The organism is Pseudoalteromonas lipolytica (assembly GCF_003515105.1).
Lineage (GTDB): Bacteria > Pseudomonadota > Gammaproteobacteria > Enterobacterales > Alteromonadaceae > Pseudoalteromonas > Pseudoalteromonas lipolytica.
In genome coordinates this window covers 2,815,066-2,835,218 of sequence record NZ_CP032090.1, presented here as the reverse complement: position 1 = coordinate 2,835,218, position 20,153 = coordinate 2,815,066, and the positions used below count along the sequence as shown (strand labels likewise).

Annotated in this window: 18 protein-coding genes; 14 read left to right on the top strand and 4 right to left on the bottom strand. The window is 42.6% G+C overall.

Annotated elements, in window-relative coordinates; genetic code table 11:
* The first annotated feature begins 285 nt into the window (after positions 1–285).
* From glyA to D0907_RS12700, 11 genes are all read left to right on the top strand, one after another.
* Positions 286–1,542, top strand: a complete 1,257-nt coding sequence (gene glyA / locus D0907_RS12750; protein WP_036966312.1) for a serine hydroxymethyltransferase — start codon at positions 286–288, stop codon at positions 1,540–1,542.
* 108 nt (positions 1,543–1,650) lie between these two features.
* Positions 1,651–2,100, top strand: a complete 450-nt coding sequence (nrdR, locus tag D0907_RS12745; protein WP_036966316.1) for a transcriptional regulator NrdR — start codon at positions 1,651–1,653, stop codon at positions 2,098–2,100.
* A 2-nt stretch (positions 2,101–2,102) separates the two neighbouring features.
* Positions 2,103–3,242 carry a bifunctional diaminohydroxyphosphoribosylaminopyrimidine deaminase/5-amino-6-(5-phosphoribosylamino)uracil reductase RibD gene (gene ribD, locus D0907_RS12740; protein ID WP_036966319.1) on the top strand — a complete coding sequence of 380 codons (1,140 nt, stop codon included), beginning with the start codon at positions 2,103–2,105 and terminating at the stop codon, positions 3,240–3,242.
* Positions 3,243–3,246: 4 nt separating this feature from the next.
* Positions 3,247–3,900 (top strand): riboflavin synthase, encoded by a 654-nt coding sequence (locus tag D0907_RS12735; RefSeq protein WP_036966322.1) that lies wholly within the window; start codon positions 3,247–3,249, stop codon positions 3,898–3,900.
* 42 nt (positions 3,901–3,942) lie between these two features.
* Positions 3,943–5,058 carry a bifunctional 3,4-dihydroxy-2-butanone-4-phosphate synthase/GTP cyclohydrolase II gene (ribBA, locus tag D0907_RS12730; protein ID WP_065979732.1) on the top strand — a complete coding sequence of 372 codons (1,116 nt, stop codon included), beginning with the start codon at positions 3,943–3,945 and terminating at the stop codon, positions 5,056–5,058.
* Between the two features lie 230 nt (positions 5,059–5,288).
* Complete coding sequence (gene ribH, locus D0907_RS12725) at positions 5,289–5,753, top strand: 6,7-dimethyl-8-ribityllumazine synthase (RefSeq protein ID WP_036966328.1); 465 nt, start codon at positions 5,289–5,291, stop codon at positions 5,751–5,753.
* Between the two features lie 15 nt (positions 5,754–5,768).
* Complete coding sequence (nusB, locus tag D0907_RS12720) at positions 5,769–6,179, top strand: transcription antitermination factor NusB (protein ID WP_065979733.1); 411 nt, start codon at positions 5,769–5,771, stop codon at positions 6,177–6,179.
* 44 nt (positions 6,180–6,223) lie between these two features.
* The gene (gene thiL / locus D0907_RS12715) at positions 6,224–7,198 is read left to right on the top strand and encodes a thiamine-phosphate kinase (RefSeq protein WP_036966332.1); all 975 of its coding nucleotides are present in this window, start codon (positions 6,224–6,226) and stop codon (positions 7,196–7,198) included.
* Positions 7,195–7,680, top strand: a complete 486-nt coding sequence (locus D0907_RS12710; protein ID WP_036966334.1) for a phosphatidylglycerophosphatase A family protein — start codon at positions 7,195–7,197, stop codon at positions 7,678–7,680. Before thiL ends, D0907_RS12710 begins: the two co-directional genes overlap by 4 nt.
* A gap of 33 nt (positions 7,681–7,713) precedes the next feature.
* Entirely contained in the window at positions 7,714–10,800 is a 3,087-nt protein-coding gene (locus tag D0907_RS12705) for a ligand-binding sensor domain-containing diguanylate cyclase (protein WP_065979734.1), read from the top strand.
* A gap of 73 nt (positions 10,801–10,873) precedes the next feature.
* A complete protein-coding gene (locus D0907_RS12700; protein WP_036966338.1) occupies positions 10,874–11,986 on the top strand; it encodes a hypothetical protein in 1,113 nt (370 codons plus the stop codon).
* Positions 11,987–12,062: 76 nt separating this feature from the next.
* On the opposite strand, the gene D0907_RS12695 is transcribed toward D0907_RS12700, so the two are convergent.
* The 4 genes from D0907_RS12695 to D0907_RS12680 form a co-directional block, all read right to left on the bottom strand.
* Entirely contained in the window at positions 12,063–14,243 is a 2,181-nt protein-coding gene (locus tag D0907_RS12695) for a hypothetical protein (RefSeq protein WP_162898054.1), read from the bottom strand.
* A 234-nt stretch (positions 14,244–14,477) separates the two neighbouring features.
* Positions 14,478–16,340: a 1-deoxy-D-xylulose-5-phosphate synthase gene (gene dxs / locus D0907_RS12690; protein WP_065979736.1), complete on the bottom strand. Its 1,863-nt coding sequence runs from the start codon at positions 16,338–16,340 to the stop codon at positions 14,478–14,480.
* A gap of 88 nt (positions 16,341–16,428) precedes the next feature.
* Positions 16,429–17,268, bottom strand: coding sequence for a (2E,6E)-farnesyl diphosphate synthase (ispA, locus tag D0907_RS12685; RefSeq protein ID WP_206770808.1), 840 nt, complete (start codon positions 17,266–17,268; stop codon positions 16,429–16,431).
* A 52-nt stretch (positions 17,269–17,320) separates the two neighbouring features.
* A complete protein-coding gene (locus D0907_RS12680; RefSeq protein WP_036966344.1) occupies positions 17,321–17,563 on the bottom strand; it encodes an exodeoxyribonuclease VII small subunit in 243 nt (80 codons plus the stop codon).
* Between the two features lie 271 nt (positions 17,564–17,834).
* Here D0907_RS12680 and pomA point away from each other — a divergent pair, with 271 nt between their 5' ends.
* From pomA to D0907_RS12665, 3 genes are all read left to right on the top strand, one after another.
* On the top strand, positions 17,835–18,602 hold the full coding sequence (gene pomA / locus D0907_RS12675) for a flagellar motor protein PomA (protein ID WP_036966347.1): 768 nt from the start codon (positions 17,835–17,837) through the stop codon (positions 18,600–18,602).
* Positions 18,603–18,604: 2 nt separating this feature from the next.
* Positions 18,605–19,528 (top strand): flagellar motor protein MotB, encoded by a 924-nt coding sequence (locus D0907_RS12670; protein WP_036966350.1) that lies wholly within the window; start codon positions 18,605–18,607, stop codon positions 19,526–19,528.
* A gap of 129 nt (positions 19,529–19,657) precedes the next feature.
* Complete coding sequence (locus D0907_RS12665) at positions 19,658–20,134, top strand: hypothetical protein (protein WP_036966353.1); 477 nt, start codon at positions 19,658–19,660, stop codon at positions 20,132–20,134.
* The last annotated feature ends 19 nt before the right edge of the window (positions 20,135–20,153 follow it).

The following is a 20,153-nucleotide window of genomic DNA, read 5'->3' as shown; positions in this document are numbered from 1 at the left end:
TACCATCCTTGATATTTATTAAGACTATTAGGGTAGTTTGAAAATAGTAAAAAGCAATGCCTGTGTGCTATTTTTTATGCAAATGACATTTTAAAAACCTATGTAATATTTTAAATTCATAAATTTTCGTTATGTATCAATAAAAAAATATCATTATTAAAACACTGTGAAATAAATTCAATCCCTGTTTAAATATGTTCATCTTTACACGATAGGCAAATGTGCGTTTTCAGCGTACAATATAGCCTTCAAAAAAACACCATACACGTTGCCTTAGGAGACCCCATGTTAGAACGTAGCATGAATATTTCGGATTTCGATCCAGAGTTATTTGCAGCCATCACTAAAGAGACGGCTCGTCAAGAAGAGCACATCGAACTGATCGCGTCTGAAAACTACTGTAGCCCACGCGTGCTAGAAGCACAGGGTTCTCAGCTTACAAACAAATATGCTGAAGGTTATCCAGGCAAACGTTACTATGGCGGTTGTGAGCACGTTGACGTTGTTGAACAATTAGCAATTGACCGTGCAAACGAGTTATTCGGCACAGACTACGCAAACGTACAACCGCACGCTGGTTCACAAGCTAATGCGGCTGTTTTCCAAGCGCTTCTTCAGCCACATGACACCGTACTAGGTATGAGCTTAGCTCATGGTGGCCACTTAACGCATGGTTCACACGTTAACTTTTCTGGTAAAACGTACAACGCAATTCAATATGGCCTAAATGAAGAAACGGGCGAAATTGATTACGCTCAAGTTGAAGCACTAGCACTAGAGCACAAACCAAAAATGATCATTGCGGGTTTCTCTGCATACTCAGGTATCGTTGATTGGGCTAAGTTCCGTGAAATCGCTGATAAAGTGGATGCGTACTTATTCGTAGATATGGCACACGTTGCAGGTCTTATTGCGGCTGGCGTATACCCAAGCCCAATCCCTCACGCGCATGTTGTTACAACAACAACTCATAAAACATTAGCGGGTCCTCGTGGCGGTCTAATTGTTTCTGCGTGTGGTGATGAAGAGATCTATAAAAAGCTTAACAGCGCCGTATTCCCGGGTGGCCAAGGTGGTCCTTTATGTCACATCATCGCTGCTAAAGCGGTTGCGTTTAAAGAAGCATTACAGCCTGAATTCAAAACATACCAAGCGCAAGTGGTTAAAAACGCACAAGCAATGGTTGAAGTGTTACAAGAGCGTGGCTATAAAGTTGTTTCTGGTAAAACAGACAACCACTTATTCCTTCTAGACCTAATTGATAAAGATATCACAGGTAAAGATGCTGACGCTGCCCTTGGTAATGCAAACATCACAGTAAACAAAAACTCAGTACCAAATGACCCACGTTCACCGTTTGTAACGTCGGGTCTTCGTATTGGTTCTCCGGCAATTACGCGCCGTGGTTTCAAAGAAGCTGAGTCTAAAGAACTTGCTGGCTGGATCTGTGACGTACTAGACAACATCAACGATGCATCAGTACAAGCAGAAGTAAAAGAGAAAGTTAAAGCAATCTGTAAAAAACTACCTGTTTACGCTTAATTGCTGGTTAAACCGTAATTAAGATAACAATAGTGTTGTTTTTTGCTATTATAAAGGCCGCTTACTAAGCGGTCTTTTTTTGTTTTTTATAAACGGAAGTTTAACCTTATGCATTGCCCTTTTTGCACAGCAAAAGATACTAAAGTAATCGATTCACGACTTGTTGGCGGTGGTCACCAAGTTAGACGCCGTCGCGAATGCAACGAATGTCACGAGCGTTTTACCACCTTTGAAGGTGCTGAACTTGTTATGCCAAGGGTGATAAAGCAAGACGGTAGTCGAGAACCTTTTAACGAAGACAAATTATTAAATGGTCTGCACCGCGCATTAGAAAAACGCCCAGTGAGTACAGAGCAAATCGAAGAAGTCGTCAACGTGATTAAATCACAGCTACGTGCCACCGGAGAGCGTGAAATCTCAAGCCATTTAATCGGCGAGTGTATTATGGAATCGCTCAAAAAGCTTGATAAAGTAGCTTATGTTAGGTTTGCCTCAGTATATCGCTCATTTGAAGATATTCGTGAGTTTGGCGAAGAAATTGCCCGTTTAGGTGATTAAGCATGTCGTTCACTGAACTTGATAGCATTTATATGGCACGCGCTATTGAGCTTGCCAAACAGGGCCGTTTTACCACGACGCCAAACCCTAATGTGGGTTGTGTACTTGTTAAAGACGGCCATATAGTTGGTGAGGGTTTTCATCAACTTGCCGGGCAGGGTCATGCCGAGGTGAATGCACTGGCCGTTGCTGGCGATAATGCCAAAGGGGCAACAGCCTATGTGACGCTTGAACCTTGCAGTCATTATGGTCGTACTCCGCCCTGTGCTGAAGGTCTAAAAGCGGCCGGTGTGAGTAAAGTGATTGCTGCAATGGTAGACCCAAATCCAGCAGTCAGTGGCCGTGGCTTACAAATATTGGCTGATGCAGGTATTGACGTTGCCTCTGGGTTACTTGAGCAACAGGCGCGCGATTTAAACAAAGGCTTTTTGAAGCGAATGGAAACAGGGTTGCCTTTTGTTACCTGTAAAATGGCCTGTAGTTTAGATGGAAAAACGGCACTTAATAACGGCCAAAGTAAATGGATCACGGGTCCGCAAGCACGCCAAGACGTTCAAGCATTTCGCGCACAAAGCTGCGCAATTTTGAGTGGTGCAGATACCGTTATCAGTGATAACGCCAAATTAAATGTGCGTACTGAAGAGCTGCCATTTGCAATGCCAACATCATTGCCGATACGTCAGCCAACACGTGTGATTATCGATTCGCAAAACAGACTCACCCCAGATCTCGCTTTATTTAGTATTGAGAGTCCGGTGATTATTTTCACAACACAGCTTGATAATCAGCAGCAATGGCCACATTTTGTAAAACACGAAGTGGTGGCAGCTAACAAAAATAAAGTTGATTTATCGGCCGTTTTAGCACGGTTAGCCGAATTACAATTTAATCATATTTGGCTTGAAGCAGGAGCAACCTTAGCGGGCGCTTTTGCACAGCAAGACCTAATTGACGAATACATTGTTTATATTGCCCCAAAGTTAATAGGTGATATGGGCAAAAGCTTACTAAACTTTGCAGAAGTAACAGCCATGGGTGATGTCACTCAATTAACGTTTACCGACACACAGATAATTGGCGACGATATCCGCTTAACAGCGTACAAAGCAAAGCAAGCCACACACACTGAAGATAAAGAGTAGCATTATGTTTACTGGAATAATTGAAGCAACAGGTAAAATTGTTGAATTAACACAAAAACAAGGTGATCTCGCTATTCGTATTCAAAGTAATGATTTGGATATGAAAGACGTAAAATTAGGCGACAGTATTGCAACAAATGGTGTGTGCTTAACAGTGGTTACTAAACATAGCGATGGCTTCAGTGCTGATTTATCAAATGAAACCATTAGCCTGACAGGGTTTGCGCACTATAAAAAAGGCCAAACCGTGAATCTAGAAAAGGCTATGCAGCCAATTTCTCGCCTTGGTGGGCATTTAGTGTCAGGCCATGTTGATGGCATCGCGACAGTTGAAAGCATTACCGCCAATGCCAGAGCAACAGAGTACTGGCTAAGTACCGACCATAATTTAATGAAATACATTCCGTATAAAGGGTCGGTATGTATAGATGGAATTAGTTTAACGGTGAATGAGGTCGAGCAAAATCGCTTCAAGCTGACCATTGTTCCACACACCGCTGAGCAAACGACGATTGCAGAATTTCAAGTGGGCACGCAGGTTAACTTAGAAGTTGATCAAATTGCTCGCTACTTAGAGCGCCTGATCAAAGGGGCTGAACAACCTTCCCGTTCAGACATATCTATGAGCTTGTTAGCGCAAGCTGGTTTTATTAAATAAGCGAAGATACGTCATTATTAATCATACTCTCATGGGCACATTATGAATTTACACAGCGCGCAAGAAATTATCGATGACATTAAAGCCGGTAAAATGGTTATTTTAATGGACGATGAAGATAGAGAAAATGAAGGCGATTTAATTATCGCAGCAGAGCACATAAGTGCAGATGCTATCAATTTTATGGCAACGCATGGTCGTGGTTTAATTTGTTTAACCATGACTCAAGAGCGTTGTCAGCAGTTAGAATTACCGTTAATGGTTAAAAATAACGGAGCGGCTTTCTCAACAAACTTTACAATGTCGATTGAAGCTGCAAAAGGCGTAACAACCGGTATTTCAGCTGCTGACCGTGCACGCACAGTGCAAGCGGCCATCGCGAAAGGAGCTGTGCCAAGTGATATCGTACAGCCGGGTCATATTTTCCCTATTATGGCACAACCTGGTGGCGTTCTTACCCGTGCGGGTCACACTGAAGCGGGCTGTGATTTAGCGCGCTTGGCTGGTCTTGAGCCTTCTTCTGTTATTGTTGAAATTCTCAATGCCGATGGCACCATGGCCCGTCGTCCCGACCTTGAAGTGTTTGCTAAAGAGCATGGTCTGAAGATTGGTACAATTGCTGATTTAATCGAGTACAGAAATCTAAACGAAACCACCATTGAACGTGTTGCAAAATGTAAGTTGCCAACCGATCACGGTGAATTCGATTTAGTAACGTATAAAGACACCATTGATGGTCAGCTCCACTATGCATTGCAAAAAGGCGACGTATCGAAAGATGACGCTACGTTAGTACGTGTTCACTTACAAAGTACGTTTAACGATATTTTACTGTCAGACCGCAGCGCAGATCGTAGCTGGAGTTTATCAGATGCAATGGCCTATATTGCTGAGCATAACGGCGTATTGGTTATCTTAGGTAAACAAGAATCAACCGAAGATCTTGAAGCAACGGTCAAAGCATTTGCAGCAGAAGATGCGGGTGAAAATGTCAGTCATCGTAAATTCCAAGGCACGTCACGCACAGTGGGTGTGGGGTCACAAATTTTAGCAGACCTTGGCATTGAGAAAATGCGCTTGATGAGTCGTCCGAAGAAGTATCATGCATTGTCTGGTTTCCACTTAGAAGTGGTTGATTACGTTGAGCCGCAGTCTTAATTAACGCACAGCTTAGTTAACAAAATTTACTAGCAAGCTAATTTTAAGGCCAAGGTATTCTTGGCCTATTGCATGTAAATTCAAGGCAGTAAGCGTTGAAAGTAACCGCTGGAGATAGATTTATTATCCAGAGTTCAGGTTAACTAGGCGACTTTTATATTTTTGTGGTATTATGCGCCGTAATTTTTGCGCAATCGCAACCGCTTAAACTTATTTTTTAGGGTTATTAAATGAAAATTATTGAAGGTAACAAATACGCACCGGGCAAAAAATTTGCCATTGTCATTTCACGCTTTAATGACTTTATTGGTAGCAGCCTTTTAGCAGGTGCTGTTGATGAGCTTAAGCGCACAGGTGGTGTATCTGACGACGACATTACTGTTGTTTACGTACCAGGTGCCGTTGAATTACCTTTAGCAGCGAAACGCGTTGCAGCAAAGAAAGAACATGATGCAATCATCGCCCTCGGTGTCGTGATCAGAGGTGGTACACCACACTTTGATTTAGTCGCTGGCGAATCAAACAAAGGTCTTGCACAAGTATCACTTGAGTACGATATCCCGGTTGCATTTGGCGTATTAACCACTGAAAGCATTGAACAAGCAATCGAACGCGCAGGCACCAAAATGGGCAATAAAGGCGGCGAAGCTGCTTTAGGCGCGCTCGAAATGGTTAATGTGTTAGACAAAATTTAAGTTTAAGGAATCTCTGTGAAACCAGCAGCAAGACGTAAAGCACGCATCTTAGCACTTCAGGCCGTATATTCTTGGCAGTTAAGTGCCAACCCAATTGCTGATATCGAACAGCAAATGTTAATTGAAAATGATGTGACTAAAATCGACGTCGAATATTTCAAAGACCTAGCACGTGGTGTTGTTGTTAACTGTAAGCAACTTGATCAGATTGTTGCACCACATTTAGCACGCCCTGCTGATGAGTTAGATATGGTCGAAAAAGCAATTTTACGTCTGTCTGCCTATGAGCTTAAGTTCCGTGAAGACGTACCCTATAAAGTAGCAATCAATGAAGGTATTGAGCTTGCGAAAATGTTTGGTGCTGAAGACAGTCATAAATTTGTCAACGGTGTACTTGATAAAGCAGTTAAAGAACTGCGTAAGTAAGTAACCCCGTAGAGGAGAGCCGGCTTGGGCCGGCTTTTTTGTGTATGAAGGAATTTGAATTAATCAATCGTTACTTTAAAGGTCGCGGTATTATCCGCCGTGATGTAAACCTTGGAATAGGTGACGATTGTGCGTTGGTCACCGTGCCTGAAAACTGTCAGTTAGCCGTGACAACTGATACCCTAGTTGCAGGAGTTCACTTTTTTGATGATATCTCTCCTCGTGCACTTGGACATCGAGCACTGGCCGTCAACTTAAGTGATTTAGCGGCGATGGGTGCAGAGCCTACGTGGATTTCGGTTGGTTTAACTTTGCCAGAAGCAAACGTTGAATGGCTTGAAGAGTTCACTGAAGGGATGCATGAAATTGCCGAATACTTTAATGTGCAAATTATAGGGGGAGACACCACGCAAGGGCCTCTCACCATTACTATTTGTGCAAAAGGTATCGTACCGCAAGGCAAAGCTCTGCGTCGCAGTGGTGCAAAAGTGGGTGATTGGATTTACGTGACAGGCCCCTTAGGTGATGCAGGTGTGGCGATTGAAGCGCGCAAGCAAGGTTTCAATATCGCACCAGAGCATTTATCGTATTTAAATAACCGCTTTGATTACCCCGCTCCTCGTGTTGCCGCAGGACAAGTATTGCGTGGTGCAGCATCTGCTGCAATCGATATCTCCGATGGCTTGTTGGCTGACTTAGGGCATATTTTAGCGCTTTCTCAAGTAAGCGCGGTTATAAATGTTGATAAAGTTCCGGTGTCTGACGCCGTGAATGCGTCAATTCCGCGTGCTGAGCAGTTTGATTATATTTTAAATTATGGTGACGATTACGAACTACTTTTCACTGTGCCAGAAAGTAATAAAAGCATGGTGGATATGAAGCTTCGTCAGTATGGCGTTGAAGCCAGTTGTATTGGACAAATCAAAAATGGCGTAGGCGAAATTGAACTTTTACTTGATGGTGAAAAATTTAACTATCAAGGTAAAGGATTTCAGCATTTTACGAAGGAGCCGGTTTGAGCAGTAACCGTTTATTCAATTTAAAACGTCCACATCAATTTTTTGGTTTGGGTTTCGGTTTAGGTTTAGCGCCTAAAGCGCCGGGTACATTTGGTACTTTTGCTGCGTTGCCACTAATTTTTACTACAATGTACTTTCCACTGTGGTTGCAAATTGTGTTTGCTGTGGTGATTAGTGTGTTTGGTATTTGGGCATGCGGTAAAACAGCTGATGACTTAGGGGTACATGATCATCCTGCCATTGTATGGGACGAAGTAGCTGGTTATTATATCACCATGATTGGTGCTGCTCTCAGTTGGCAGTCACTGTTAGTTGGTTTTTTATTGTTCCGTTTTTTTGATATCGCTAAACCAGGCCCAATACGTATTCTTGATAGACGTTTACATGGTGGTCTGGGCATCATGGCTGATGATATTCTAGCAGGTGTATTTTCATTGATTTGTGTTCAAGCTTTGTTTAAAAGTGGCCTTTTACCTTTTTAAGCAATGAATTAAGGTTTTCTTGGTGGCAAAGGTATGATGCGATTTCTAGTGGTTTGTTTGTTGATGTTTTGCAGCACGTCGGTGTTTGCATCTATCACTGAGTACGTTGTCAAACAATGGAATATCCAAAATGGCTTGCCATCACAATCATTAAAAAGCATTGCGCAAGACGAACAGGGTTATATGTGGCTAGGCACCCAGTTTGGTCTTAGTCGTTTTGACGGTAATACATTTACTAACTTTAATACACAAAATAGCGATTTTTTACCAAGCAATGGTATCAACAAGCTATTAGTTGATAGTGATGGTTTGCTGTGGGTTGGCACCAAAAATGGGTTAGTCACACTCGACCCCGAAACCATGATGTCGCAAACTTTCAATGTGAAAGGCCCCGTGCGGGACATTTTAGAAGACTCAAAGGGCAGTATTTGGATTGCTGCGAATGGTCTTTATTATGTCGCTCGTAACCAGGTAGCACTGCAACAGAACTCAGCGTTAAGTGTTCCGGTGTCTAACGCGACCGCAATCACGCAAATTGTGGGTTCTGTCAGTCAAATGGCGCTCTCTCCTGAAGGAATTTGGCTGGTAAATGAACGTCACTTACTGCGCTTAACCAATACCTCATCTGATTTTGCGAAACTGCGCTTAGAGTTAACCGCAAAAGTCTCACTTCCCGAGCGTTTAGCACAAACGATTATTCATGATATGGCTTGGCTTGAAGGTAACTTGTATCTTGCTTCTGAGCTGGGTGCTTACTTTCTTGATTTAGACGATGAACTACGCCCATTTCCTTTGCCTAATGCGAGTAACTCGGCGGTGTATAAATTCATGAGTGACTCCGATGGGGCATTGTGGATCTCAACCTATGGGCGACTCTTGTTCCGTGATAACTCGGGTGACTGGCAATGGGTAGAGCCGAGCCAACTTGATCAAAGTATTTGGTTTGCAGATATCTTCCGCGATAACCAAAATAATATTTGGTTAGCAAGCTTTAGTGAAGGTTTATGGCTTGCACATGAAGGGCGTATTGAGCGCCACTCAGCAATTTCTAACATGACCGAGGCGGTAATGGCGATAAGCCAAGCCCCCGACGGCAAGCTGTGGGTTGCTAACCGAAGTGGTGTTGGCTATTTCGATTACAATAAAAACTTTGTTAACAAAATCCCTAGTAATCAATTTGGTCGTGCCGCTGTGCACGATTTGCAGTTTGATGGTGATCGCCTTTATATCGCAACAGGTCGTGGCGTTTTTTATTACGAGAACCAAAGTTTATATACGGTGCCCGGCCGTGCATTACGAGACAACCCAGTGTTTGCTATTAGTCGCTCCAATAAAGGAGGATTTTGGTTAGGGACTGGGCGCGGTATGTATCGTTTAAGTTACGGGGGGCTTACTCCATTTGCCTATAACGCGTTCCTTGGTAGTAAATTTATTACTTATGTACTTGATGAACAGAACTTTGGTCTTATCGGAACCAGTAAAGGAGCTTACTACTTTACCGACCGCGGTATTGAAAAAATAGGCGACCAAACAAGCTTAGAAAGTGCCTACGTCACCAGTATTTTAAACATTGAAGGGGTTGGCATTTTAATAGGCTCATTAAATGACGGCTTATTTTATCGCAGTACAAAAGGGCAGTGGCGGCAGCTTGATGCCACCGATGGTTTACCTTATGGCTCTATTTTTAGTCTAGTGTATGACAAGCAGTTGAAGCGTATTTGGGTTAGTACCATGAAAGGCGTATACCGTATGCCGGTTGAACAGTTTGGTACTGATATTGAAAGCTTGAAAGTGGAGCAGGTTATCTCATCGTTTGATCGTCAACTCGATGGTAAAGCGAGTCAATGTTGTGCGGGGCTTGGCCATGATGCGGTTGCAGATACAGGAAATTCAATTTGGTATCCAAGCTTGCAGGGTGTTGTTGAGATTCCGAAAAGTGTAGAGCTTTTCGGAGTGAAAGCATTAAAGCCACGCATTGAAAATATTGTTACTCCATTGCGCCATTTGAGCACCGCAACATTAGGTAACAAACCTGAGCTGCAAATAGATGAGCGTGACATAACGATTAAGTACACAGCGATTGATTACTATGCGCCTTCAAGTATTGAATTTCGTTATCGATTAAGCGGATTAGACAATGATTGGCGATACGCGAATACGCGACGTGAAGCTATTTATACTAACTTACCCCCTGGTTCTTTTTTATTTCAGCTTGAAGCAAAACGCCGGGGTGAAGATTGGAAAAAAGCACGCCGAACAGAGTATTCATTTATTGTACCGCGCCGCTTTGATGAGACTATTTACTTTAGGTTGCTGATCACCAGCAGCTTTATTCTATTGTTTTATCTTGTATTCTGGGTGTTTAGAGCGCAAGAGAAGCGTAAGCAATTGGCGCTGGAAAGTTTAGTTACTGAGCGTACCGTAGAGCTTCGTGAGGCTAACGATAAACTTAACCAAGTGAACTCGCAGCTTAAGTTAGTCAGCCACTCTGATGAGCTAACGGGGCTTCGTAGTCGTCGCTTCTTATTTGATCAATTACCGAAAGACATTGAACACTTTCAGCGAAATTCACAGTCATTGCAGGCACAAGGTAAATCGTTGGTACTGTTAATTATTAATTTTGATAATTTTAGCCGTATTAATGACGCGTATGGTCCGCTTGCAGGCGACAGCTGTTTACAACAAATGGCTACGTTGCTTAATAGCCGTACTCAAGGTTCCGACTACGTGGCTCGATGGAGCGGCGATGAGTTTTTACTCTTACTGCGCGATTTTAAACGCACCGCGATAGATGATTATGTTGCAGAATTATGTGAAGCAGTGGCGAGTAACTCATTTAGGTTACCAAATGGTGAGTCGACAACAATCACCGCATCAATCGGTTGGTCGTTTTATCCATTGCCTTTATTAGGCGGCCAAGTAATTGGCTGGGAAACGTCTGTCAATTTAGCTGATATTGCACTGCATCAAGTTAAAAAGCGCGGGGGTGATGGTGTGGCTAATATTACCTTTGATGAGCAGCTAGATGCATTTGAGTTTGAACAAACCAATAATGTTGATCAGCAACTCAGTGTTTTACAAGAGAATGGCCTAGCAGACATCAAGATTTGGATGCGCTAGATATGATTTTTTGATTTACTAATATATAGTGGTGATAACATTTTGTTGGAGTTGTATTTAAAAGGAATGAAATATGAAAACAATGAAAGTAATTTTAATTTCCCTTTTGTGTCTTTATTCGTTTAGTGGTGTAGCAGATATTCAATCTGAGGCTTTTTTTTGCAAGCAATGTACAAGTAAAGACATTGCTAGAACAATAGCAAAAAATGAGTACGTAAACCCTAAGAAGTGTTACCCAGAAGACCCTAACCGTCCAATGAACGATGCTAATATGATTTGTAGCTCTGTTCAGAAAAATGTGGTTTTAGTTAACCCTGACACGAAAGCTGTTTATAGTTTTTTATTAGGGCACAGTAACGTTGCTCCAATTTTTCCTACCCTAGCATTAGACATGACACTGAGCCAGAATCAAATTGAAGGCTACCAAGCTGTTGTTGATTACAATGCTGCGCTTAATTATGCAGTAAGCAATATTCAAAATTATAAAGCAATTAACTCTCAGTATTTAATGACTTTTAATGCAAAGGCTACGCGTACATCTTCATCGGCATCTTGCCCAGATAATTCAGCTTTATCCATCATAGTCGAGCCGAATAAAATAAATCAGCTCAAAGAGTTGATGAATTTATCTCTAATGTTTAACTTAGAAAGTTCTCCAAGCGCAGACGTCTTAGATCGTATTAACAATTCAGGGCGAGTCAGCTCCACTAGTGTTGGAGTTAACCTAATGGGTGTAAATTTCACCGTACAATACACTGATGAAACGAAAAAGCCTACCCTAATTTGGGAGTTTGAACAAAGCGAAAAAGAAAGTTCGTTCAAAGATGGTTTAGTTTTTGATTATGAAATCTACCTTCATGATTCTAATGGCGCGCCACGTGCCCGTTACACTATTATTGATGAAGCATCGAGAGTTGCAGGCATGACTCTTTCAGCTCTAAAAGGGCATGATGCAGGACCTTCAGTAATTGACAATGAATGTACTCTAGATAAGTTAGCAGAATTGAATGAAACAGGCATGTTCACTAATTCAAATGGAGATGTTTTAGGTTTTAATGGTTCAGATGGGGCTACAAATACTGTAATTAACGGTGCTGGAAGCGGTAGAACATGCACAATCTTTTTTCAGCAATATGGAACTGGTGACACTATAGTATTTCGTGTTCCTAGGTCAATGTGTAATTAAAAATGCCTTGTCTATTACTAGAGAAGGCATTGTGAGGCTAACCAGGGCGCTTGTTACCTAAGCCCCCTTTTTAGTTTTAATGGTTAAGCCAAGCCGGTAAAATAGCCACTGACTCTGGTGCCGTGAATGAGTAACTCACAGTCGCGGCAATATCACCACTTGGGCTATTTAAAATATTATCGAAGCGCATTACCAAACCATTCGACTTTTCAGCGACATATAAATGGTTGCCTGTATACATAATATCAACGGGGTTACCAAGCTGACTAGCAGGCCCTGCAATGTTGACGCTTACATTGGTTAAGCCGCTTGCTTTTGATGCGTTATTTAACACGTAAATTTTACCGTCGGTAGCATCGGCTGCACTGCCTACATCTGACACTATCAATGAATCACTTAGAGGATCATAATCAATACCATGAAGGTTAGTTGGCGCTGCAAACGCCGTACCGCCGGATGCTGGTGTGATCAAACGGTCTTCTCCAGTGATGGTTGTCATGCCTGCCATTAATTTGCTTTTCACTTCGTCAAATACTGCAACTGTGCCATTAGTCAGGGCAACAAATGCTTTGTCTGTTGCAGGGTCATAATCAACATCCCATGGGCGAGCACCGCCGTTGGCTGTTAAAGTCATGAGTGGGCTAACATTGCCCGTTGCACAGCTCGAAAAGATTAAAATACCAGGGGTTGTGGCATTAAATTCAGCCACAAATACCATGCCATTATCAGAGGCCACATCGATACCTTTAGGTGAAATGATACCTGTATTTGCTCCAGTGATTAGCCTGTCTTGGCTGGTTGTAAATGTGTCGCCATCACGATGGGTTGCTACTTTGTTCGAGATAACGAGACCGCCTATTGATGTCGTTGCATTATCGTACGTGGCATAGCTTGTCCCTGATTTGTCGAAGGCGACACTTTCAATGGTTTGACTTGCATTATAGCTGGCAAGCTCTGCAGTCAAGGGGGCATTAATACGACTAATTTGACCGGTTGTAGCGCCTAGTACAGCTGGGTTACTACTGACAGCAACGCCCAATAATGGCATGTTAATCATGACGCTGTCAGAGCTATCTTGCATACCATTGTGCATGACTGTAGGTGTGATTGATTCAGGCTTTGTGGTTGCTGTCACTAAGTCAGGAGCAATATCACCGCTGTCACCAGCGAAAATATTGCTAAACACGAGTACGGCATCATTTGATTTTTCGGCAACACGTAAATCACTGCCTGTCAGACTAATATCAACCGGATTGCCAAGCATAGACATTGGGCCTGCGATATGGCGGTCAACTGTGACCATGCCATCAGCCTGTGATGCATTTGAAATAACAAAGAGTGCACCGTCGGTTGCATCAGATGCACTTCCTACATCAGAGAGCACTAATTTATTAGTATGTGATTCAAGCGAGATGCCATGAAGGTTCACTGATATTTTGGCGCCGGTTTCATCGCTAGGGGTAATTGTCCGCGCGGGTGTAGCTGCAAAGCCGCCCATCACATAGTTATCATATACGGCCACATCACCATTAGTGAGTGCAACGTATAATCGGTCGTTAATTTCATCGTAGGTTAAATCCCACGGTTTTGCGTCTGTCACTGTGCTGGCCAGTGGTGCAACATCTCCTGCGGCTTCTTTACCGAACACTGTTACTTGCATACCATTAAAGTCAGCAGCAAAAATTAGCCCGTGCTTGTTTGAAATAGTGATGCCTTTGGGGTTGACTAAGGTGCTGTTTGTACCTGATATCATTCTATCAACGTCACTGTTATACATCCCGCCATCACCTCGGCTGAGAATCTGACACACTGTGCTGATTGCCCCATTGCCCGAATCGGCTGCTTGTACAAGGTTACCTAAACTGTCGAATACGACACCTTCATTTGCCCCAGTGTTAAAACTTGAAAGCTTAGCGGCATTTTGATTGATAACATTGACTGTCCCCGCATTTTCTTGGCCATTATTAGCGAGAATAAAGGTGGCAGCTGCAAAACCGGGTGCACCATCGTTACCATCCATACCGTCTGAACCATCAGTGCCATTTGTACCATCTTGACCGTCAACGCCATTGGCTCCGTCAGCACCATCTTGACCTGCAACACCCTGAGCACCCATCGCACCGTCTTTACCGTCGTCACCACTACATCCACTTACGCCGAGTAACACGGCTAGTGTTAATGCACAAAGAGTAAATTTTGTTAGTGTTGAATCTGTGTGAGTATGTAGTGCTATTTCATCATTTTTAAACGCTTTCATTTGTTCATACCTTATTTAATAATCCATCAAAAAGTGAACAGACAACGTGTAGTGCTCAGAACCGCTTTCAAAAGCATAACCCTTGCTCACGAGTTAACCTCATTGAGTAAACGGGGAAGGAGGGAGATTGGATGCAGGAAAAAATAACTTTTTTAGTGTTTGTTTTTATATTATTGATTTTAAAATTAAAAAAAGGAGCATTATGCTCCTTTTTATTTGAACTGATTGTGTAAGTTAAGCAATAAAGGCTTTAATGCTGGCTAAAATACCGTTTGCATCTAGGCCCATTTCGGCATGCATTTCTTCCTGCGTACCGTGCTTTATAAACTCATCAGGGATACCCAAATTCAAGATAGATGCATTGGCTTTAATGGTAGCAAGGTATTCATTAACTGCAGAACCTGCACCGCCAGCAATCGCGTTGTCCTCGAGAGTTACAATCACATCGTGCTCGCTTAGTAAGTCGCTAATTGCCTGTGTATCGAGTGGCTTAATAAAGCGCATATCAAGCAGAGTTGCATTTAATGCTTCTGCGGCAAGCTGTGCATTATCTAACAAGGTTCCAAATGATAATATGGCCACCTTGTTTCCTTGTTTTATTGTACGGGCTTTACCAAGTTCAATTGCATGCATCTGTGCTTGCACTTCACAATGGCCAGCGCTACCGCGCGGATAACGTACCGCAACTGGTTGATTACATTGATAGCCAGTATAAAGCATTTGGCGGCATTCATTGGTGTCACTCGGTGCCATGATGATCATGTTTGGTATACAGCGCATAAAGCTTAAATCGTAAGCTCCTTGGTGTGTTTCACCGTCGGCGCCAACAATACCTGCACGGTCAATGGCAAATAAAACAGGGAGGTTTTGCAGTGCAACATCATGAATTAGTTGGTCATAGGCACGTTGTAAGAAACTAGAGTAAATAGCAACGACAGGCTTTAAGCCTTCGCACGCAAAACCTGCAGCGAGTGTCACGGCGTGTTGTTCTGCAATGGCAACATCGAAGTACTGGTTAGGAAACTCTTTTGAAAAGCGTACCATGCCCGAGCCTTCTCGCATTGCAGGAGTAATTGCCATGAGTTTGTCGTCTTGTTTTGCCATGTCACAAAGCCAATCACCAAACACGTTCGAGAATGTGGCTGCGCCCGGTTTTGATTTAGGCAATTTTGACATGCTAGGGTCAAATTTTGGTACCCCATGGTAGCCAATAGGATCCGCTTCAGCAGGTTTATAACCTTTGCCTTTTTGCGTTTTTATATGCAGTAATTGCGGCCCTTTAAGGTTACGCATATTACGCAGAGTATCGACCAACATATTCACGTCGTGGCCATCTATTGGGCCGATATAGTTTAAACCTAACTCTTCAAAGAAAGTGCCTGGAATGACCATGCCTTTCAAGTGCTCTTCCATTCGGCTGGCAAGTTCTTTTACGGGCGGTAAACCCGAAAGTAGCTTTTTACTGCCTTCTCGGATATTGGTATAGAAACTACCTGATAAAATGCGAGCGAAGTGGTTGTTTAATGCGCCCACGTTTTCTGAAATCGACATTTCGTTATCATTTAAGATAATAAGCACATTTGGGTTTACATCACCCATGTGGTTCATCGCTTCAAATGCCATACCCGCAGTAATGGCACCATCACCAATTACGGCAACTGTTTTTCGATCTTTACCTTCTTTTTCTGCCGCAATTGCCATGCCTAGGGCTGCAGAAATAGAGGTGCTAGAGTGACCTACACTGAATGTATCGTATTTACTTTCTTCACGGAATGGGAAAGGGTGTAAGCCATCCTTTTGACGAATCGTATGCATTTGGTCACGACGACCCGTTAAGATTTTGTGTGGGTATGCTTGGTGACCCACATCCCATACTAAACGATCTTCAGGGGTGTTATAGACATAATGCAGCGCAACAGTTAACTCAACAGTGCCTAATCCTGATGCTAAATGACCACTACTTTGCGAAACTGAGTTCAAGAGGTATTCACGTAACTCTTTACTAAACGCAGGTAATTTGTCTTGCGCTAAATCACGCAGTTGTGCTGGTTCGTCAACCAAACTTAATAATGGATACTTGCTACTATCAAGTGTCATGTTTTTTATACATCCTTCGCTAACCAGAGTGCATTATAGCCCATAGCGGCTCTGATTTTTTAGTTATTTTGTCTTTCTTTTGTAGGCACTAATATTTACGTTCAACTATATAGCTGGCAAGGCTTGCCAACTCATTTGTGTCGTAATCTATTGCCTCAAGAGCCTGATGAGCTTGGGCAAGTAAATCTTGCGCTTTTTGTTTAGCACCTGCCATGCCTAATAAAGCAGGGTAGGTTGCTTTATTAGCCGCAATATCTGACCCTTGAGGCTTTCCTAATGTTTCAGTATCAGCTTCAACGTCTAGGATATCGTCTTGTACCTGAAAAGCCAGACCTATCGCTTGACCAAATAGATTTAGTTGCTGCAATGTATGCTGATCACAGTGAGTCGCGCACAAAGCTCCCAGTGTAATTGCACAATTTAAAAGCGCCCCGGTTTTCAGTTGGTGGATACGTTCCAATTGCTCAACACTGATCACTTGATCGGTAGAGACAATATCCAGTGCTTGTCCCCCAACCATACCTTCAATACCTGAGGCTTTGCTTAATGAGGCTATCATTTTAACCTGTTGTGTCGCTGGCACCGTAAATTGATGATTAGCAATTAAATCAAATGCAAGCGTTTGCAGTGCATCGCCGGCTAAAATTGCCTGTGCTTCGCCATAAACAATGTGGCAAGTTGGTCGGCCTCGGCGTAAATCATCATCGTCCATTGCCGGCAAATCATCGTGTACAAGTGAGTAACTATGGATACACTCAATGGCTGCTGCAAGTACATCTAAATCGGCTTTGTTTGCTCCCATCATACGACCGGTTGCGTAAACAAGGTACGGCCGTAAACGCTTCCCCCCATTTAAAACACCATAATGGGTTGCGTCTTTAATTGTTTGTTCGGTATTAAGTGGCTGATCAAAATAGCGATTTAACATGGCTTCAACATCGTGTTGAGCACGTTGTAGTTGTTCTTTTAATTGCACTGAATTAGTCCAGGTTTGAATCAAAGTTGCTCAGAGGAGCTTGGCTATCGTTGCCCATTAAAATGGCCACTTTTTGTTCTGCTTGCTGTAATTTACCCGATGAGGCATTTGCCAGTGCAATACCACGTTCAAACTGTTTAAGTGACTGTTCTAAAGACAGTTCACCTTGCTCCATTTGCACAACTATTTGAGATAATTCATCCAGCGCTTCTTCAAAGCTTAAGTTTTCTGGTTTCTTTGCCGCCATTGTGGCCTCGATAGCTATTAGAAAGTGAGGCCAATTTTAGGGGGAATGCTAAACTAGGTCAAAGAATGATGTGTTTTTTTACGCATAAAGCGATTTCGATATGCTATTTTTACGCTTTTAGATACAGCTTAAACTTGTAGCTTAAAAATCTTACATTAAAATAAAATTAATTCATTTAATGATTTAAGTAATTCAATTGCTTGCCGATAAGCAGTTAATAATAAAAATTTGATGCCTGAGGGTGTCGTGTTATTTTCCTCTGGAGGGGTATGTGGATTTAGCAACCATAATAGGTATTCTTGGTGCCATAGGCTTAATTGCTATGTCGATGGTGTTAAGTAGTGACGGCCAAGTTGCAATGTTTTACAACACACCTTCGGTGGTCATTGTATTCGGTGGCTCGATTTTTATTGTGTTATCAAACTTCACCATGGGACAGTTTTTGGGGATAGGGAAGGTTGCAGCTAAAGCCTTCATGTTCAAAATTGAATCTCCAGAAGAGTTAATTGAAAAAGCAGTTGAACTAGCTGACTCTGCACGTAAAGGTGGCTTTCTCGCGCTTGAAGAGGCTGATATCCCCAATGCGTTCATGCGAAAAGGGGTTGATATGCTGGTTGATGGTCATGATGCCGATGTTGTGAGGGCTACGCTACAAAAAGATATTTCTTTGACATCTGCACGTCATGAACATGGTGCCACTTTATTTAAATCGCTTGCTGATATCGCCCCGGCAATGGGTATGATTGGTACGCTGATAGGGTTGGTTGCGATGTTATCAAACATGGATGACCCTAAAGCGATTGGTCCTGCTATGGCGGTGGCCCTACTTACCACCTTATACGGTGCATTTCTAGCGAATGTTATTGCTATTCCTATTCAGGTAAAGCTTGAGCTTCGTAAAGACGAAGAAGCACTAAACCAGCGCCTCATTTTGGATGCGGTTTTAGGCATACAAGATGGTCAAAACCCGAAAGTAATTGAAGGGATTTTGAAAAACTATTTAGCCGAATCTAAACGTAAAGTAGATACTGAGGAGTAGGCATGTCTGATCAAGAGTGCAAATGTCCGCCCCCTGGCCTGCCAGCTTGGATGGGCACGTTTGCTGACTTAATGTCGTTATTAATGTGCTTCTTTGTACTCTTACTTGCTTTCTCAGAAATGGATGTACTTAAGTTTAAGCAAATAGCAGGCTCGATGAAGTTTGCTTTTGGTGTGCAAAATAAGATTGAAGTAAAAGATATTCCCAAAGGAACCTCGGTGATTGCAATGGAGTTCACGCCAGGTAAACCTGAGCCCACGCCGATTGAAACGATTCAACAACAAACCGTTGAAATGACTCAGCAAATGTTAGAGTTTCAAGCGGGTGATGAAAGCTCTGCTGGTGGTCGCCAAGAGCAACGAGGCAACAAGCGCGGTGGTGAATCGCAAAGTACTGCGCAAGAGCAAGCGATGGAGCAGTCAATTTCAGCGGCTGATCAAGAGCAAACTAATGAGCTTGTGAAAAAAATTGCTCAGCAATTAGAGCAACAGATTATGGATGGGGCGATTGAGCTTGAGTCGCTTGGTCAGCAAATTATTATCCGTATTCGTGAAAATGGCTCGTTCCCATCGGGCAGCGCATTTTTACAGCCTAAATTTAAACCTATCATTCGTGATATAGCGACCTTACTTAAAGACGTACCTGGTGAAATTACGGTGTCTGGCCATACTGATGATTTTCAGGTTTCTAATGAGCTATACACCAATAATTGGGATTTATCTTCGAAAAGAGCGGTGGCGGTTGCCAGTGAAATGGAAAAAGCCTCCGGCTTTGATAAGTCGCGTATGGTGGTTGTCGGGCATGCTGAAACACGGCCGCTTGTTCCCAATGTGACCGATGAAGATCGCCGACGTAATCGACGTGTCGAGATCTCTATAATGCAGGGTAAAGCGCACGAGTCAGACCCTATTGATGTGAGACCATAAATCCATTACAGTAAAACTTCGTTAACAGATGTAATGGAGTATACAAATGAAAAAAATAGATAAATACTGCTACATGCCAGGTAATGGTAGTGGTGATGATGATGATAAAACTGATTAAGGTAGGTAATTTTGCCTGATTGGTTTGGCTCCATCATATCAATATTAAATAATAGCTGGGTATTCATGTTGAGCCCAGCTATTTTCGTTTTCTATCTACAAAAAGACTGGTTTGCCTTTCGGTTTGCACTAATCACAGCCTGCTTCTTTTTATACGGCACGTTGATTCATGACCATTTACGTGGTTTTGATGATATTTATGTCTGGCGCTATGTAGTGTGGGCTTTCAATGATATTGCTTGGATGGCTGTAATTGCGTATTTAGGGATCAAAGATAAAGTTTATTTGTGGCAGAGTGTGTTGGGTCAACTTGTTGTTATTATGGCTCCTATTTTACAACTCTTTCGTTTAGTCGATCGCCATCTTTGGGACTTATCGTACAGCACATATATGTATAAGACGCTGCTGCCTCTCATTAATATTGCTACTGTTATTGTGTGTTATTTACCACTGATTTACTTACTAACACGGCGAGCAAAGCACGCTTAACTTATTCCTAAGTTAAAAA

Excerpts from the sequence above, each read along its gene's own strand:
- ribD (WP_036966319.1), top strand. The coding sequence starts at position 2,103 with ATGTCGTTCACTGAACTTGATAGCATTTATATGGCACGCGCTATTGAG.
- ispA (WP_206770808.1), bottom strand. The coding sequence starts at position 17,268 with ATGTTAAATCGCTATTTTGATCAGCCACTTAATACCGAACAAACAATT.
- D0907_RS12700 (WP_036966338.1), top strand. The coding sequence starts at position 10,874 with ATGAAAACAATGAAAGTAATTTTAATTTCCCTTTTGTGTCTTTATTCG.
- nrdR (WP_036966316.1), top strand. The coding sequence starts at position 1,651 with ATGCATTGCCCTTTTTGCACAGCAAAAGATACTAAAGTAATCGATTCA.
- D0907_RS12705 (WP_065979734.1), top strand. The coding sequence starts at position 7,714 with ATGATGCGATTTCTAGTGGTTTGTTTGTTGATGTTTTGCAGCACGTCG.
- D0907_RS12735 (WP_036966322.1), top strand. The coding sequence starts at position 3,247 with ATGTTTACTGGAATAATTGAAGCAACAGGTAAAATTGTTGAATTAACA.
- dxs (WP_065979736.1), bottom strand. The coding sequence starts at position 16,340 with ATGACACTTGATAGTAGCAAGTATCCATTATTAAGTTTGGTTGACGAA.
- D0907_RS12695 (WP_162898054.1), bottom strand. The coding sequence starts at position 14,243 with ATGAAAGCGTTTAAAAATGATGAAATAGCACTACATACTCACACAGAT.
- glyA (WP_036966312.1), top strand. The coding sequence starts at position 286 with ATGTTAGAACGTAGCATGAATATTTCGGATTTCGATCCAGAGTTATTT.
- D0907_RS12680 (WP_036966344.1), bottom strand. The coding sequence starts at position 17,563 with ATGGCGGCAAAGAAACCAGAAAACTTAAGCTTTGAAGAAGCGCTGGAT.
- thiL (WP_036966332.1), top strand. The coding sequence starts at position 6,224 with ATGAAGGAATTTGAATTAATCAATCGTTACTTTAAAGGTCGCGGTATT.
- D0907_RS12670 (WP_036966350.1), top strand. The coding sequence starts at position 18,605 with ATGTCTGATCAAGAGTGCAAATGTCCGCCCCCTGGCCTGCCAGCTTGG.
- ribH (WP_036966328.1), top strand. The coding sequence starts at position 5,289 with ATGAAAATTATTGAAGGTAACAAATACGCACCGGGCAAAAAATTTGCC.
- ribBA (WP_065979732.1), top strand. The coding sequence starts at position 3,943 with ATGAATTTACACAGCGCGCAAGAAATTATCGATGACATTAAAGCCGGT.